This is a genomic window from Chitinophaga skermanii, assembly GCF_003259335.1.
Classification (GTDB): domain Bacteria; phylum Bacteroidota; class Bacteroidia; order Chitinophagales; family Chitinophagaceae; genus Chitinophaga; species Chitinophaga skermanii.
Genome location: NZ_QLLL01000004.1, coordinates 52243 through 69588 on the forward strand (window position 1 = coordinate 52243; position 17346 = coordinate 69588).

The following is a 17346-nucleotide window of genomic DNA, read 5'->3' on the forward strand; positions in this document are numbered from 1 at the left end:
ACCCAAATTTGATACTATAATAGCTAATAACCCAGTTTGCTTCACCATAAAATTTGCATCCATGAGTAACGCTATGTACCTCCATCCAAAGCACTTACATAAAGTAGCTTTTTACCCTACAGCCAATGGCTATCTTACCGTCACGCGCCAGCGCAAGCCTACCAATTGGCAGGCCGATTGTTACGAAAAGATCCGTTCCCATCGTAAAGAATTTGGCAGGGCTGCACAAACGGCTGCGGCTATCCGCTTGGCGTTCAAACAAATTATAGATGTTTGTCCTGATACAACCATGTATAGGCGGATGTCGTCTAAATTGTTGGAAATCATTAAAAGTGATACATCGCTAATCCGTGGCGATCGTACCGTAGAAGGGGGCGATATGCACGCTTTGCTCGATTTCCAGTTTAATAAAGACGTTAACTTCTACAGGGTGTGCCATGTAACGCCCACTATTCACCTAAACAGGAAAGCGGGAATGGCAGAATTAACACTGCCTTCGTTCAATCCCCAGTACGACATACGCGCACCCAAAAACACCACGCATTTTAAAATGGTGGCAGCCGTGCATGCCCTTCATTTCGATACAAATGAAACGAACACCGTGTGTGTGAAAACGAGCACATTAGCTATCAATGAAGCCTTACCCAATGGGCTTACCTTACAAGTACCCTTCCAAGCAGGCGATAACAGGCATTTATTCGTTTCTATCGGGATTGAATTCATAGAAATCCTAAACAGCCGGGAATACAGCATCAAAGCCGGGCATAAAAACGCCGTGTGCATTGCCCGCGTATATCCCAAGCCGGTAACGCAAGAAGTACCATTGGCAAACGTTATACCACAAACCATTCACCGGGAATCTACCGTGGCTATCAAGCGTATTGCCCCGCGCAAAAAGGAGCAACACATGCTTCAACCTGTAAATACCCGTAAAAAACACCGCTCGCTTATTGGTACAAAATATAGCCTGCTGGAATGAGGTGATAGTAAAAAGTGTATTGTAATGGAAATCACATAAGTAAGTCAGCCCCATGAAATCTACTATTACTTATATATATTTGCCCCATGGAACAATACCTCGCTCTTCTCAAACATATCATCGATACAGGCAATAAGAAAACAGATCGTACCGGAACAGGCACCACCAGCGTGTTTGGTTACCAAATGCGTTTTAATTTAGCAGATGGTTTCCCCATGGTAACGACGAAGAAGTTGCATTTAAAATCGATTATATACGAGTTACTGTGGTTCCTACAAGGCGATACGAATATCAAGTATTTGAAAGAACATGGTGTACGTATTTGGGACGAGTGGGCCGATGAAAACGGCGACCTCGGTCCTGTGTACGGTAAACAATGGCGTAGTTGGATAGCGGCTGATGGTACGGTGATTGATCAAATTACGGAGTTAATTCAGCAGATTAAAACCAAACCCGATTCCCGTCGTTTAATTGTGAACGCATGGAACGTGGGTGATATTCCGCACATGGCATTGGCACCTTGTCATTGTATGTTCCAATTCAACGTGGTAAATGGTCGTTTAGATTGCCAATTATACCAACGTAGTGCCGACGTGTTCTTAGGCGTTCCCTTCAACATTGCATCGTATGCATTGCTAACGATGATGATTGCCCAGGTGTGCGACTTAGAACCGGGTGAATTTATCCATACATTTGGAGATGTACACTTGTACAACAACCACGTAGAGCAGGCGAATGAGCAGTTATCGCGTCAACCATTCTCTTTGCCTACCATGAAAATTAATCCTGCTGTGAAAGATATTTTCTCTTTCCAATTTGAAGACTTTGTGTTGGAAGATTACCAAGCGCATCCAAGCATTAAAGCACCTGTGGCAGTATAATTTTTATTATTTTCTTGTATTCATTTTACTATTATTCTTTTTACATATCATGTTATTGTCGATTATCGTAGCAGCATCTGAGAACAATGTTATTGGCATCAATAACCAATTACCTTGGAAGCTATCCGCGGATTTAAAGTTTTTCAAGAATACGACATGGGGTTCCCCGATCATCATGGGTAGAAAAACGTATGAATCAATCGGCAGGCCTTTACCAGGCAGGCAGAACATTGTGATTACCCGCCAAGCCAACTACCAACCGGAAGGCGTACAAGTAGTAGGCTCTATTGAGGCTGCTATTGCTACTGCGCAGGCTTGGGATGTACAAGAAGCCTTTATTACCGGCGGTACAGAAATATTCTTACAAGCCTTTCCATTCGTCAATAGGGTATACCTCACCCGCGTAAAAGCCCATATAGAGGGCGACGCTTATTTCCCCGCACTTCCTGCCAGCGAATGGCAACTTATTTCGAATGAATTACATCATGCCGATGAGAAGAACGAATATGATTATGACTTCCAGAAATGGGAGCGCATATTGAAAGACTAGGCATGTTGTGGTGTATGTTTTTTTAAATTGATTGATATGTAAAGTATCGAAATGGACTTGTATTGTTTGCATAATTGTGTCTAAAATTCTCATAATAATACCCCGTTTATCACCCATATTTTTATCTATACATCAACATCATTTTATAACTATCATACGATCTATAAAACAATAATTATAGATCCCGTTTTTCCCTCTATTTTCACTCCTTAGTTTTCAAAAATAAAAATAATTGATTCGCTGTAATATAATACAGTAGGCTGTTACAGCCGAATTTAAAATTGTGCGTTTTAAAAAATCACTTGTTTTTGATGTTTGTATTTTCCCAATTATTAGCTTTGAAATACGATGCACTTCGAGCATAAAAAAAGAAGCTCGATGCAGTAGAATTTTGTTTGTTAGTGATGAGAGATGCAGGGATATAATTGTTAATCTTAAAAACCATATGTATGAAGAAATTACAGTTTGTAACCGCCAATAATGTAGTCCACAATAATGATAACATTTTAAAATTTTAACATGAGGAGAATGCCAAAGTTTGAAAAACCCCTTACGTTCGAAGAAGACCTAGCAATACAGGTAAAAGCCGCAAAACGAATTATGGCAGATAAGTACCTGCGATTCGATTTTCTACTAGGGATACGCATAATTAATAAACAAGGTGTTATTAGAAAACCATGGCGAGCTAAAGGGTTACAGCCTCCTTATAAGTTCAATTTTGGAACGAAGGAAGCGCCTATATATTTAACAGAAGCAGAAGTCAAAGCAAAAATTAAAGAAAGAAAATCTAAAACCAAATTATGTACTCAAAAAGAAGTGGTCTAGTATTAGGCTTTCATGGCTGCGATGAGCAAGTTGCACATGCCATTATACTTGGAAAGGAGAAATTACTCCCAAGTAAAAATGATGATGATTGGTTAGGTTATGGAATTTATTTCTGGGATAATAGCCCGTCAAGGGCATTGGAATATGCAACCTATTTAAGTAAGCGACCTGGACTAAAAAATTCCATTACTAAGCCTACTGTATTAGGAGCTGTTATTGATTTGGGAAATTGTTTGGATTTGCTGGATTATGAGAATCTTTCTCACGTAAAAAATGCTTATGAGTTAATCTATGGTAATTATGAAGATGATAATTTGTCAATACCAATTAATAGCCCTTTACAAAATGGAGATGATTTAATCTTGCGAAGGCTTGATTGTGCAGTCATTGAAGGCGTACACAGAATTAGGAATGATGAAAATTCACCCTCTTTCGATTCCGTCCGGGGAGTATGCTGGGAAGGAGATGAGCTTTACCCTAATGCAGGGTTCCGTGAAAAAGATCATATCCAAATCTGTATTCGAAATCATGATTGTATCAAAGGATATTTCTTGCCTACAGTAGACAAATATTCTATCGTTATATAATCTAAGTAATGTGTAAGTTGTTAGTACGAAAATTTACTTTCCTACCTTTTTAGATTTGCTCTTATACCCTTTACTTCACAATTACAGTACCCAAACCATCTACTAACTCCTTCACTAAGTCTTTCAGATGTTTATGTACCTCTATACACCTCAACTGGGTTTCATAATCAGTTGCATTCGCCATTTCTTGTTGGTTCTCTTGGATGAGCACATTTATCTTACGGAGAATAAGATAATTGGTAGCAGAAATGGTGTCTTTCTTATAGGCTTTGTCACCGAAAACAGTGTCGATCTCAAAACGATCTTTCCAGTTAGCACTCAATTCAGCTTCTTTGTCTTCTAAGATGCGGGCCGTTATTTGTGATACTTCTTGGTCGGCATGGTACAAGAACCATTTCCTATCCGGGATATTGCCTTCATCATACAATACCTTGTAATCGTGGAGGATGCGTTTAATAAGGCTGTTCTCCATCAACGATTCAAAATCATACGGTAGGTTAAATACATAATCCGCTACGGAAGAATTGGCTTCTATGTCGAACACTTTATCACCGAAACGAAGCAATATTTTAATTAACTCCCTTTCATTCTTCTCTACTTTATGAAATAAGTACTCGCTATCAACAGGCGCATCGTCCACCGCCATCATTTCCTCGTCGCTCGGAAGTGGCTGCTGCGGGAGGTTCTTTTGTTCGAACTTCGTTACCTTCTCGCGGATGAACCTATTCACCAACTGCACCATCGCGGTTTCGTCGATGTTGAGGAGGGTGCTACATTGACGAATATAATCTTGCTGCTTCGTGAAATCCTCTACCTTGTCGATCTTCGCAATGGTTTCCGCGATCTCGTTTACCAGTTGCGATTTTCTTTGGGTATCGTTGCCCACATCTTTCAATGATGTATGCAACTTGAAGAGAATAAAGTCTTGCTTGTTTTGTGCAATAAATTCCCGGAACGCTTCCGCCCCAATCTTCTGCACGTAACTATCAGGATCTTCCTTATCAGGGATCAACACCAACTTCACATTCAGTCCTTCTTCCACTGCCATATCCAAACCACGCAAAGCCGCTTTCACACCGGCATTATCACCATCGTATAAAATAGTGAGGTTATTGGTGTATTTACGAATAAGGCGTAGCTGGTCTTGCGTAAGCGATGTACCACTCGAGGCCACCACGTTCTCGATCCCGGCTTGGTGTAAAGAAATAACGTCGGTATACCCTTCCACTAGCAAACACTCATCGAGCTTATCGATGGCATGGCGAGCGAAGTAAGTACCGTATAAAACTTTCGACTTGAAGTAGATTTCATTCTCGGGCGAGTTGATGTATTTCGGCGCTTTGTCATGCTTACCGAGAATACGCGCACCGAAGCCTAGTACTTTGCCCGATTGGTTATGAATAGGGAAAATAACACGCCCGCGGTAATTATCCGCCGGTTGTTCATTCCGAATGGTTACCAAGCCTGTTTTTTGCAAGTACTCGAGGCTATAGCCCTTTTGTATAGCTGTATTTACAAAGGCATCGCGGGTATTGAGGCAATAGCCTAATTGGAATTTCTGGATGGTTTCCGCCGTAAAGCCTCTTTCTTCGAAGTACGACAAACCAATGTTCTGTCCTTCTTCACTATTAGTAAGCGTTTCTTGGAAGTAGTCGCGCGCGAAGTTATTGATGATATACAAGCTATCGGCCAATAACTGGCGTTCCCGCACTTCCGGGCTTACCTCCGTTTCTTCCACCTCCACATTATACTTCTGCGCTAGCCAACGCAATGCTTCTACATAGGAATACTTTTCGTGTTCCATGAGGAAGTTAATAGCGTTACCACTTTTACCGCAACCAAAGCACTTGTAAATTTCCTTGCTGGGCGATACGGTAAACGATGGTGATTTCTCGTTGTGGAAAGGACATAAGCCCAAATAGTTCGTCCCCCTTTTCTTCAAACGAACAAAGGAACCAACGATCTCCACAACGTCGATACGACTTAATATTTGCTGTATGGTATTTTGTGTAATCAAAATTGCACGTACGTTGAAACGTACAAATCTAAGGAAATTTAACGAGGTCGAAACAAATGACTAAATCCTTGAAAAAAATTCATCATTCATGCCGAAATAATAGGTGTCTTGTATTTCGTTGAATGACTGTTCGTTTGGCTCCCAAAATCGCTAAATTTGGAAGCTTCAAAAAATAGCTAGACAAATGAAAGAAGTATATATCGTATCAACAGCCCGTACGCCCATCGGGAGTGTGAATGGGTCTTTAGCTTCAGTACCGGCAACACAGCTTGGTGCTATTGTAATTAAAGCTGCCTTAGAGCGTGCCGGTGTTGCCGCCAATGAAGTACAAGAAGTATATATGGGTAACGTAATTAACGCCAACCTAGGTCAAGCCCCCGCTAACCAAGCGAGCATTTATGCAGGCTTGCCCAATACAGTACCTTGTACTACGGTTAATAAAGTATGTGCTTCCGGTATGAAAGCGATTATGTTAGGCGCACAAAGCATTTTATTGGGCGAGAATGACGTAGTAGTGGCCGGTGGTATGGAAAGTATGACCAATGTACCTTTCTACTTAGATAAAGCGCGTAATGGTTATAAATTAGGTCATGGTACCGTAATCGATGGTATTATCCGTGATGGTTTATGGGACCCTTATAAAGATTTCCACATGGGTAATGCAGCCGAATTATGTGCCACGGAATATAAAATTACCCGTGAAGACCAAGATGCTTATGCCATCGAAAGTTATAAACGGGCTGCAGCAGCGTGGGAGAAAGGTTATTACAACCAGGAAGTAGTACCGGTAGAAATCGGGGGTAAAGTGCCGGTAACAGTTACAGAAGACGAAGACTACAAAAAAGTAAAATTCGACAAAATTCCTTCCTTGAAACCTACCTTCCAGAAAGATGGTACTATTACTGCCGCAAACGCATCGAACATCAACGATGGGGCCGCTGCCGTGGTATTAATGAGTGGCGAGAAGGTAAAAGAACTGGGTGTGAAGCCGTTGGCGAAGATCATTAGCTTCGCAGATGCCAGCCAAGCACCGGAATGGTTCACTACGACCCCTGTAAAAGCGATCAATAAGGCATTAGCGAAAGCGAACTTAACGGTAGCGGATATGGATTTTGCGGAAGTGAATGAGGCATTTTCTTGCGTTCCTATTGCGAATGAGCGCGATTTGGGTATGTCGCACGACAAAGTGAATGTTTGGGGCGGTGCTGTATCAATGGGTCACCCTATTGGTTGTAGCGGAGCTAGGATTGTGGTAACCTTGAATTCGATCTTACACCAGCACAATGGAAAGTATGGCGTTGCGGGAATTTGCAACGGTGGTGGTGGCGCTAGCGCTATAATTATAGAAAAAGTATAAAAAATAGAGATATTTAACTTCGGGCTTCAAACCTTTTGTGAACGCGTGTTTACGGGAGGAAAGGAAGCCCGTTGTGCTATATATTACGAAAGAATGGTGGAAGTAATACCGCACCTTTATCCTTTTTCCTTTGCTTTTTCGCGAACAAACGATATTTTTGCCCAGCCTTTTGTATAAAAAGGAAAACTTAATGTTCAAATTTTATTTTAGAGTAAAATGCGTCAGATAGCTTTCAGACAAGCCTTAAGAGAAGCCCTACAAGAAGAAATGCGCCGTGATGAAAGCGTGTTCCTGATGGGAGAAGAAGTGGCAGAATATAATGGAGCCTACAAAGTAAGCCAGGGAATGCTGGATGAATTTGGTCCTAAGAGAGTAATCGACACCCCGATCGCAGAACTTGGCTTTACTGCTATTGGCGTGGGAGCTGCCCAAAATGGTTTACGCCCAGTATTGGAGTTCATGACATGGAACTTCGCTGTATTGGCACTCGACCAAATTTTGAACACAGCATCTAAAATGCTCGCTATGAGTGGTGGACAGGTAGGTTGCCCAATCGTTTTCCGCGGCCCTAACGGTTCTGCTGGTCAACTTGGTGCACAACACTCTACTGCATTCGAAAGTTATTATGCTAATATACCAGGTCTTAAAGTAATTTCAGTTTCTAACCCGTACGATGCGAAAGGCTTATTGAAAGCCGCTATCCGCGATAACGACCCAGTTGTTTTCATGGAATCAGAGCAAATGTATGGCGATATGGGTGAAGTGCCTGAAGAAGAATACATCATCCCAATCGGTAAAGCTGATATCAAACGTGCCGGTAAAGACGTAACCATCGTTTCTTTCAACAAAATGATGAAAGTTGCTTTGGGTGCTGCTGAAGAATTAGCAAAAGAAGGTATCGAAGCAGAAGTAATCGATTTACGTACCATCCGTCCTTTAGACTGGTTCACGATCTTGGAATCTGTTAAGAAAACAAACCGTTTGGTAATTGTTGAAGAACAATGGCCATTCTCTAGCGTTTCTTCTGAGATTTCTTACCGTATCCAAAAAGAAGGTTTTGATTACTTAGATGCACCTATCCGTCGTATTACAGCTGCGGATGCTCCAATGCACTACGCACCAAACTTGGTTAAATTATACTTGCCAGATGTTGAGCGTACTGTGAAATTGGTAAAAGAAGTCATGTACATGAAGAAGTAATTTCTTCTAACAGAACATATTCCAAAAGTTGCGTCCCGGTACACCACCGGGACGTTCTTGTTTTTAAACGAAAGATGCACCCCCACTATGCATAATCACCATATTCACCACGAATACGACATCCGCTTCGATGGCCTCCCTGGGCTTACTGTTCAGCGCCTATTTATTGTTGTATACCCACCATTCGGCGAACCCGATGCCCTGCAAACCGACCTGTCATTCGGGTTCGTATTCACCCTCAACCCAGGAAAACTCATTGTTGTAGCCACCGACGAACGCGATCGCTGGTCGCCCGTTGTATTTGGCGAGGCTTTACCTACAAGAATATACGATTATAGCGAGTTCGAAACACGCATGCAACAATGGCGTCACTCGGAAATGGGAGCGTACTATGGATTTGAATACTATGAAATTACAAACGACCCGGCTTTCCAACATATAGTAGGCCAAACCATCCAACAAGTCGATTATGTAAAACTACCGAACCGGGAGCCATTCGGGGTGAAGATACAGTTTGAGCAAGATTATGTATTATCTACCGCCATTGCCGACGGTACTACAACAGAAACCCAATCCTTCAACCGCCTCCATAACTTGGCGCATTTCGAAAGATTGGGTACAGTATTTTATGAACCGGTGATATAATCCCGGCTATTAATCGAATAAATCGGAAGAGAGGTAACGGTCGCCCCGGTCGCAAATAATGGCCACGATCACGCCTTCTTTCAATTCCTGCGCTAGGCGTACGGCTGCCGAAATAGCACCACCGCTGCTCATACCACAGAAAATAGCTTCCTCTTTCGCTAGGCGCTTCGTCATAATGCGGGCGTCGCTTTCGGCGATATCCATTATTCTATCAACACGGCTACGGTCGAAGATTTTAGGCAAGTATTCTTCCGGCCATTTACGAATGCCCGGGATTTTAGAGCCATCTGTTGGTTGGCAGCCTACAATTTGTACGTTGGGGTTCTGTTCTTTCAAGAACTTCGATACACCCATAATGGTACCGGTAGTACCCATTGCGCTTACGAAATGGGTAATTTGGCTCTCTGTATCACGCCAAATTTCGGGGCCGGTGGTTTTATAGTGCATCCCGTAGTTGTCGGGGTTTCCGAACTGGTTGAGGTTAAAGAAGCCGCCTTTTGCCACTTGTGCTACGGCATAGTCGATGGCGCCTTCCATAGATTTCTCTTTGGGTGTAAGGGTTACCTTGGCACCAAAAGCCTCCATTGTAAGCACCCTTTCGCGGGTGGCATCTTCAGGCATTACAATTTCTATTTCTACCCCAAATAGGTTAGCAATCATGGCTAGGGCGATACCTGTGTTACCACTGGTAGCTTCGATTAAGCGCATGCCGGGTTTTAGTTCACCACGGTCTAAAGCGCCTTTAATCATACCATAAGCGGCACGATCTTTCACGCTACCGCCGGGGTTGGTACCTTCCAGCTTCGCATATATGGTAACGGCAGGATTGGGGTTGATATGCTTCAACGCCACCATGGGCGTATTACCAACTAGGTCGAGTACAGTTTTCCTGGGAAGTTGATTCATAAGTTTATATGTTCCGGTTTTCAATAACATTCATACTACCATCGGCCTTGTAATAAATACGTGAATAAGGCGCTACGGACTTAATGAGCCATACATTACCGCCAATTACGCTATGGTGACCAATCACCGTATCGCCACCTAGAATGGTAGCGCCCGCGTAAATAACCACGTTCTCTTCGATGGTAGGGTGTCGTTTACTTTGGGCCATCGACTTATCTACGCTTAATGCCCCGAGGGTAACCCCTTGGTACAATTTCACACGTTGCCCAATTACGCTCGTTTCCCCGATAACAATGCCGGTTCCATGATCTATGCAGAAATACGGGGCAATAGTGGCACCCGGGTGAATATCGATACCTGTACGTGCATGGGCGAATTCCGTGATAATACGGGGCAACAATGGCACTTGCAATTGGTACAAGCCGTTTGCAATTCGGTAGGCTGCAATAGCGTAAAACCCGGGGTAGGTGCGAATAACCTCGTACAAACAAGTAGCGGCGGGGTCGCCTAATAAAATAGCTTCCGCGTCTTTTACCAAGTAATCATAGATACCGGGCACCATGCGCATAAACTGGGCACTCGTATCCACGGCGTTGGTAGGCAAATACCCTTCTATTGGAAGCAATAATTGCGTTAATTGATGTTCTAAAGTAATAGCGTAGGCTTCGATATCGGCAGGCTGCATCACTTTCCCGGTATGCTCAGGAAATAACCAGTTAACGAGGTGATTGCAAAATACATTCACTTGCTCGGTAGATGGGAATGCCTGTGCCGAGGCGGCCGCATGGCGCTCTTGTAGCGCTTGCAAGAAATTTTTCATAATTGAATAGTTACCCGTGCAATCCAAATTTACGTACAAAAGTATATAAACTTGGTAGACTTTTATTTGAAAAGATAATGCCTTACTTGAAGTAACAACTTGTTACAGTGATATGATCGCAGTTTCGATAAAAAAAGCCAGTAGGGGAGTGACTTTAGTCACGTTAGGTTTGCGCGTTTTGGGATGAAGATGAATTTGTCATGTTGATGAGCGGGGAATGAGCTTTTTTAACATAGCCTTAACGCGGCATAGAATTTGCAACCATGGGTTGTAGTGCGAAATGTAATACCTATTGAAATGTGCGGCACGAAAAGAATTGTACCCATACGAGTAAACATTTCCCTATTTTTGGCACTGTTAAATTATTAAGCAAACTTATGGCTAACATCCTCATCATCGACGACGAAAAGGCAATTCGTAAAACACTTTCAGAGATATTAAGTTACGAAGGATATAAAATAGATGAAGCAGCCGATGGCGCAGAAGGCTTTAAAATGTACAAAGAGAAAGCATACGATGCAGTGCTTTGCGACATTAAAATGCCTAAAATGGACGGTCTCGAGTTCCTTGAAAAAGCAAAAGAAGTAAACCCTGATATTCCGATCGTAATGGTATCGGGTCATGGTAATATCGATACAGCAGTAGACGCGGTAAAGAAAGGCGCTTACGATTACATTTCGAAGCCACCGGATTTAAACCGTTTACTCATTACTTTACGCAACGCGTTAGACAAAACTACCTTGGTAGCAGAAACGAAAACCTTGCGTAAGAAAGTAAGTAAAACCCAAGCCATGATCGGCGAATCGGCACCGATTAGCAAGATCAAAGAAACCATTGCAAAAGTGGCACCTACAGATGCCCGTGTATTGGTAACAGGAGAAAATGGCGTAGGTAAAGAATTGGTAGCCCGTTGGATTCACGAATATAGTGGACGTGCTGCCGGCCCCATGATCGAAGTAAACTGTGCCGCCATTCCAAGCGAGCTCATCGAAAGTGAATTATTCGGTCATGAAAAAGGTTCCTTCACCTCGGCCATCAAACAACGCATCGGTAAGTTTGAACAAGCCAGCGGTGGTACTTTATTCCTCGACGAGATTGGTGATATGAGCCTCAGCGCCCAAGCAAAAGTACTTCGTGCGTTGCAAGAAGGTAAAATAACCCGCGTTGGTGGCGATAAAGAGATTAGTGTAGATGTACGCGTAGTAGCAGCCACGAACAAAGATTTACTGAAAGAAGTAGAAGACAAAAACTTTAGACTCGATTTGTACCACAGGTTGAGCGTTATTTTAATACATGTTCCATCATTAAACGAGCGTAGCGAAGATATCCCGGCACTCGTAGACCACTTCTTGGAAGGTGTGTGCTCCGAATATGGCATCGCTAAAAAAGGCATCGATAAAGATGCTGTAAAAGCATTGCAACAACACAAATGGTCGGGTAATATCCGTGAACTAAGAAACGTTGTAGAACGCCTCGTCATTCTTTCGGGTAAAACAATTACGGCGGAAGACGTAGCGGATTATGTTGTGCCTAGCAAAGAGCGCAAACAGAACGCTTAAGGGTGATGAAGGGAACTGCTTTAAACGATAGGTATTCCCCATGAATCAAAAGAAGAAAATTTACTGCATTAGCGGCCTAGGGGCCGATGAAAGAGTTTTCAGTCATATTCAATTCCCGGCAGGTTATGATGTACATTTCCTGCCGTGGATTACACCCATGTACGATGACGAGCCCATTGAAGAATATGCTGCTCGCATGTCGAAAGACATTGACACGACTGAACCTGTTAGCTTAGTAGGGCTCTCATTCGGGGGCATCATGAGCATTGAAATAGCCCGGCAAATAAAAGTCGACAAGATGGTGTTATTATCTACCATCAAGAACTCCAAAGAGCGTCCTCCCATCTTCAACCGCTTTACCACCTTTGTTTTTAAAAGGTTACCCGACAAGCTCATCTTCAAAAACCGCGCATTCTTCGTCAAATTGTTCCTACAATCGAAATCACACGAAGAAAACAAGTTGGTGGCCGATTATCTCAAGAAAGACGATTATACTTACCTGCGTTGGGCAGTAGGCACCATTATGCAATGGAAGAATGATGATGAGCTACAACAGCCTTTTATTCATATCCATGGCGATAAAGACAGGCCTTTCCCCATAAAGTATGTGCACCCCACGCATATATTGCATGGCGCAGGTCACTTTATGGTGATGAACCGGTCAAAGGAAATAAATCACATCTTAGCAGGCTTCCTATAAATACGCGGGTTATTACGAAACGGCTTGTATGAATTGCAAGATTTCGTTCAATGACTTCAATAGCACAACATTGGCGGGTGCCGGTGTTGAAATATTAGCGACCGCTGGGCCAGAGATGATAATCGATGCTGAAGGGAAATGTGTGCTCATTTCCTGCACGAAATTATCCATCTCTTTTTTGCCGTGTTGGGTGATGATGTGCGTATAAAAATGTGTTACTTTTTTGCGAGAAGAATAGAAAACGATATCTTCTAAAGGTACACTAGGACCAAGATTTACGAGATTTACACCTTTATTTCGGAGCAAATATTGCGAGAAAAGCAGCGGTATTTCGTGGTATTCGCCATCGGGTAAAAACAATAAGAAATTTTTATCGCCTTCATTAGATAGCTCTAAACCGTCAATCGCCACTAAAATCTTCTTCCGAATAATATTCGTGGCAAAATGCTCTTGTGCAGGCACGACGCTGCCTGTAAGCCAAAGGAGGCCTACTTTTTCGAGATAAGGGTAAATAACTTGGAGGATACACTGTTCAAACCCGATCCGCAATAATACCGAATGGAAAATCTTTTCAAACTTCGACTGATCAAAATCGATCATCGCTTCTACTAACTGATTTACCTGTAATTGGTAGTAATCATTGTGGCCGGTAGGCTGCTCTAAAGATAGGCGGATGACCTCTGTTTCGCTCATTTGGGCTAGCTTGGAAATTTTGTACCCGTTATGGTACAAGTAAGCTATACGCATAATGTGCTTTAAATCATCGTTATCGTAGACCCTATGGTTTGTGTCCTTGCGCTTTGGTCGCAGGATATTATATCGTTGCTCCCAAATGCGGATCGTGTGTGCCTTGATACCCGTTAGCTTCTCAATATCTTTTATGGTAAAACTGTTCAATGTTCTAGATATAGGATTAAACAAAAATAGAAATAAACTAGTTTAACAAACGTGTGATTTTTAAGAAAACTTTATCACAGGAAAAATTAGCTTACAATTAACAGAATATTATATTTGTTATTTGAAACTCTAAACGCAATTTAATGAACTTGGCATTTTGGAAGAAAAAGAAGGATGACAGTAAGCCGAAGAAAAAGAAATCGGCCATTAGGGAATGGTTTGATGCAGCTATTTTCGCCATCATCGCAGCAACCTTAATACGGACGTTCGTTTTCGAAGCATATACGATTCCAACTCCATCTATGGAAAAGACCTTGCTAGTAAACGATTTCTTATTCGTAAGCAAAATTAGTTATGGCCCTCGCATCCCAATGACGCCTTTATCGGTGCCATTTACGCATAACACTTTGCCGTTCACCAAATATACAAAAGCTTATTCTGAAGCTGTAACTTGGAAATATAGGCGTATTCCGGGTTTTAGCCAAATAAAGAATAACGATGTAGTTGTATTCAACTTCCCAGAAGGTGATACCGTTGCATTGGAATATAGCGACCGTTCCTACTATCAACTCGTACGCGCTAGCGGAAGAGATGTGATTTGGAACAGTTTTCACGTAATTAGCCGCCCGGTTGACAAACGCGACAACTACATTAAGCGTTGCCTTGGCATCCCCGGTGATACCCTCCAAATCGTGAATAGTAACGTAATTATTAACGGTAAACCGGCCCCAGTTCCACCAGAAAGCCAACATTTATACTACGCTGAAACCTTGGAAGGCCCACTCAGCAACGATAAATTGGATGAAATGGAGGTAGACGGTTTGGAAGATAATAGCCCTAGTCGTAGCCCATTCGGTGTATTTAATCCCGACGGCACTATGAAAAAAGGTTACTTCTATCAATATAACCTCACCGAAAACATGGCAAAAACCATCGGCGAGTGGAAACCTAATGTAGTAAGTATTCAGCCTATCATCGAAGACCGTGTAGAACTCGATGTTTTCCCACATGATACAGCGAACTACAAATGGAACCTCGATAACTTTGGTCCTTTATATATTCCTAAGAAAGGTGCTACCGTTACCTTAACACCACAAAACATTAGCATTTACCGCCGTGTAATTGGTGTATATGAAGGCAATACTTTGGAAGAGAGAGATGGCCAATTCATCATCAACGGTACACCTAGTACAACCTATACCTTCAAAATGGATTACTATTTCATGATGGGTGACAATAGGAACAATTCATTAGATTCTCGCTATTGGGGCTTCGTTCCAGAAGATCACGTAGTAGGGAAGGCTTGGATGATTTGGATGAGCTACGGTAAGAATGGTATCCGTTGGAACCGCTTGTTTAGAACAATTCACTAAAAAACTGCAACATATTTTGCAAACGGTCTCTACGAAAGTGGAGACCGTTTTTTTTATGAGATACCGTTTGCAGGTATTATCTTTCGCGCTTAGATTAATTAATTTTTCACGTATGAAGAAACTAGGACTCATATGGATGTTGCTGTTGGCCGGAATTGGCTTACAAGCACAGCAAAAGGGGAAACCGCTGAATGTGATTTTTATTTTGGCGGATGATATGGGGTATGCAGATCTCAGCTGCTATGGTAACCCACTCATTAAAACACCGCATTTAGATCGATTAGCGAAAGAAGGCTTAAAAGCGAACAGTTTTATGGTACCGGCACCTACATGCTCGCCTTCTAGGGCAGCTTTGCTAACGGGCCGATATCCTAACCGTGTAGGCATTCCTTACGCCATTGGCCCCGGCAACCCGAACGGCCTGCAAGACAGTATTTTTACCATGGCTAAGATGTTCAAAAAAGCCAATTATGCCACTATGATGATCGGTAAATGGCACCTAGGCGATCATGCCCATACAAAACCCAACGATCATGGATTTGACCATTTCTTGGGCATGCTCTACTCGCACGATTACCAAGATCCGTTTGTGAAAACAGATACCACGCTTGCTGTGTTCTATGATACACAACGGGTATGGGAAAAACCCGATTGGACAAAGCTCATGGACCTCTACACCGATAGTGCTACTGCCTATATCAAAAGAGCGAGTAAAAGTGAGCAACCATTCTTTTTATATTTGCCCTTTAACATGCCGCATGCACCGGTAGCCACCCCGGCAAAATGGAAGGGGCATTCTGAAGGCGGGGTATATGGCGATGTGATTGAGCAATTGGATGATTGTGTAGGTAGAATATATTCATTGATACATCAATTAAAGATAGATCAACAAACATTGATTGTGTTTACCAGCGATAATGGTCCTTGGAATAACATGCCGCAACGCATGTTTGGTCGTGATATTGTGAAACCTTGGGATCATGGATCTGTAGGCCCTTTCAGGGGAGGTAAAGCTGATACATATGAAGGTGGGCACCGGGTACCATTTATTGCATGGAACCCGAAAAGCATTCCTGCTCAGTTAGCAACGGCACCATTCAATATCAACGATATGCTGCCAACTATAGCAGCCGCTATTCGGTATAAACAACCTTTACCCAGTAACTTAGATGGAGAAAATTTATGGCCAAATTTCACGAAGAAGGTACCTTTTAAGAAAGACAGGGCTTTATTTTATCTTAATCACTTAACGAAGCTGGAGGCTGTGAGAAAAGGAGAATGGAAGTTACGCGTGGCACAAGAAACGAAACCGCAAGTTGTAGAATTATACAACTTGGATGTAGATATTGCAGAGAAATATAACGTGGCAGCACAATACCCTGCTATCGTAAAAGAATTACAAGCACTCATGGAACAATATGGGCAGAAATAGCCTAAAATGATTGATATATCATGTTTTATAGGGGCATGGCGCGGGCCATGTCCCTTTTTTCGTTAAATTGGTTCCCTAATAGATATCCATGGAAAAAATCTTACAATCATTCACATATACACGATATAACGACCTAAGCGAATTACCTGAAAACGACGCGTGGTTATTACAAGAAGCCCGCGATGTAACCAGCCATGCTTATGCTCCATACTCCAAATTCCAAGTTGGCGCCGTGATGCGTTTAATCAACGGTGAAATTATTGCCGGCTCGAACCAAGAGAATGCCTCGTTTCCCGTAGGTATTTGCGCGGAAAGAGTAGCATTATCAGCAGCAGCTTCTATTTGGCCTGATGTACCTATTGAAACCATTGCTGTTAGTTATCACAACCTACAAGGTGAAAGTAATCATCCCATTTCTCCGTGCGGTATTTGCAGGCAATCATTAGCCGAATACCAAGTACGCTTAAAACATCCTATTCGGTTGATTTTGGGTGGTTTAACAGGAGAAATCTTCGTGGTAGAGAATGCCAATGATTTGTTGCCTCTCTCTTTCTCGGCAGACGACATGAAATAATTTGATATATTATATAAATTTTTATTATATTTGGTATCGAAACC

At 42.4% G+C, this 17346-nt stretch carries 17 protein-coding genes; 13 read left to right on the top strand and 4 right to left on the bottom strand.

The genetic code is table 11. The features are described 5' to 3' along the window. Nucleotides 1-61 precede the first annotated feature (61 nt). From LX64_RS10800 to LX64_RS10825, 5 genes are all read left to right on the top strand, one after another. Nucleotides 62-979, top strand: a complete 918-nt coding sequence (locus LX64_RS10800) for a hypothetical protein (protein WP_111597676.1) — start codon at nucleotides 62-64, stop codon at nucleotides 977-979. A gap of 86 nt (nucleotides 980-1065) precedes the next feature. After that, complete coding sequence (locus LX64_RS10805) at nucleotides 1066-1860, top strand: thymidylate synthase (protein WP_111597677.1); 795 nt, start codon at nucleotides 1066-1068, stop codon at nucleotides 1858-1860. 49 nt (nucleotides 1861-1909) lie between these two features. Continuing rightward, nucleotides 1910-2410 carry a dihydrofolate reductase gene (locus LX64_RS10810; RefSeq protein ID WP_111597678.1) on the top strand — a complete coding sequence of 167 codons (501 nt, stop codon included), beginning with the start codon at nucleotides 1910-1912 and terminating at the stop codon, nucleotides 2408-2410. Nucleotides 2411-2938: 528 nt separating this feature from the next. After that, nucleotides 2939-3235 carry a hypothetical protein gene (locus LX64_RS10820; RefSeq protein ID WP_111597680.1) on the top strand — a complete coding sequence of 99 codons (297 nt, stop codon included), beginning with the start codon at nucleotides 2939-2941 and terminating at the stop codon, nucleotides 3233-3235. Then, nucleotides 3211-3822 (top strand): hypothetical protein, encoded by a 612-nt coding sequence (locus LX64_RS10825; protein ID WP_111597681.1) that lies wholly within the window; start codon nucleotides 3211-3213, stop codon nucleotides 3820-3822. The genes LX64_RS10820 and LX64_RS10825 overlap by 25 nt, the downstream gene beginning before the upstream one ends. A 70-nt stretch (nucleotides 3823-3892) precedes the next feature. On the opposite strand, the gene dnaG is transcribed toward LX64_RS10825, so the two are convergent. Then, complete coding sequence (gene dnaG, locus LX64_RS10830) at nucleotides 3893-5839, bottom strand: DNA primase (protein ID WP_111597682.1); 1947 nt, start codon at nucleotides 5837-5839, stop codon at nucleotides 3893-3895. 184 nt (nucleotides 5840-6023) lie between these two features. Between dnaG and LX64_RS10835 the strand changes: the two genes are divergently transcribed. The 3 genes from LX64_RS10835 (at nucleotide 6024) to LX64_RS10845 (ending at nucleotide 9041) form a co-directional block, all read left to right on the top strand. Beyond that, on the top strand, nucleotides 6024-7196 hold the full coding sequence (locus LX64_RS10835) for an acetyl-CoA C-acyltransferase (protein WP_111597683.1): 1173 nt from the start codon (nucleotides 6024-6026) through the stop codon (nucleotides 7194-7196). A gap of 216 nt (nucleotides 7197-7412) precedes the next feature. Next, nucleotides 7413-8396 carry a pyruvate dehydrogenase complex E1 component subunit beta gene (locus LX64_RS10840; RefSeq protein WP_111597684.1) on the top strand — a complete coding sequence of 328 codons (984 nt, stop codon included), beginning with the start codon at nucleotides 7413-7415 and terminating at the stop codon, nucleotides 8394-8396. Nucleotides 8397-8483: 87 nt separating this feature from the next. After that, nucleotides 8484-9041 carry a hypothetical protein gene (locus tag LX64_RS10845; protein ID WP_111597685.1) on the top strand — a complete coding sequence of 186 codons (558 nt, stop codon included), beginning with the start codon at nucleotides 8484-8486 and terminating at the stop codon, nucleotides 9039-9041. A gap of 9 nt (nucleotides 9042-9050) precedes the next feature. Here the strand turns inward: LX64_RS10845 and cysM are convergent, their stop codons facing one another. Both cysM and LX64_RS10855 read right to left on the bottom strand, forming a co-directional pair. Then, nucleotides 9051-9947, bottom strand: a complete 897-nt coding sequence (cysM, locus tag LX64_RS10850) for a cysteine synthase CysM (RefSeq protein WP_111598129.1) — start codon at nucleotides 9945-9947, stop codon at nucleotides 9051-9053. Between the two features lie 4 nt (nucleotides 9948-9951). After that, complete coding sequence (locus LX64_RS10855) at nucleotides 9952-10767, bottom strand: serine O-acetyltransferase (RefSeq protein ID WP_111597686.1); 816 nt, start codon at nucleotides 10765-10767, stop codon at nucleotides 9952-9954. Between the two features lie 377 nt (nucleotides 10768-11144). On the opposite strand from LX64_RS10855, the gene LX64_RS10860 reads away from it, so the two are divergent. Both LX64_RS10860 and LX64_RS10865 read left to right on the top strand, forming a co-directional pair. Then, entirely contained in the window at nucleotides 11145-12326 is a 1182-nt protein-coding gene (locus tag LX64_RS10860; protein WP_111597687.1) for a sigma-54-dependent transcriptional regulator, read from the top strand. Between the two features lie 40 nt (nucleotides 12327-12366). Next, complete coding sequence (locus LX64_RS10865) at nucleotides 12367-13026, top strand: alpha/beta fold hydrolase (protein ID WP_111597688.1); 660 nt, start codon at nucleotides 12367-12369, stop codon at nucleotides 13024-13026. Nucleotides 13027-13038: 12 nt separating this feature from the next. On the opposite strand, the gene LX64_RS10870 is transcribed toward LX64_RS10865, so the two are convergent. Further along, complete coding sequence (locus tag LX64_RS10870; protein ID WP_111597689.1) at nucleotides 13039-13947, bottom strand: MerR family transcriptional regulator; 909 nt, start codon at nucleotides 13945-13947, stop codon at nucleotides 13039-13041. Between the two features lie 119 nt (nucleotides 13948-14066). Between LX64_RS10870 and lepB the strand changes: the two genes are divergently transcribed. From lepB to LX64_RS10885, 3 genes are all read left to right on the top strand, one after another. After that, nucleotides 14067-15296, top strand: a complete 1230-nt coding sequence (lepB, locus tag LX64_RS10875; RefSeq protein WP_111597690.1) for a signal peptidase I — start codon at nucleotides 14067-14069, stop codon at nucleotides 15294-15296. 112 nt (nucleotides 15297-15408) lie between these two features. Then, a complete protein-coding gene (locus tag LX64_RS10880) occupies nucleotides 15409-16728 on the top strand; it encodes a sulfatase-like hydrolase/transferase (RefSeq protein WP_158538594.1) in 1320 nt (439 codons plus the stop codon). An 88-nt stretch (nucleotides 16729-16816) separates the two neighbouring features. Beyond that, nucleotides 16817-17302: a cytidine deaminase gene (locus tag LX64_RS10885; RefSeq protein ID WP_111597692.1), complete on the top strand. Its 486-nt coding sequence runs from the start codon at nucleotides 16817-16819 to the stop codon at nucleotides 17300-17302. Nucleotides 17303-17346: the final 44 nt, after the last annotated feature.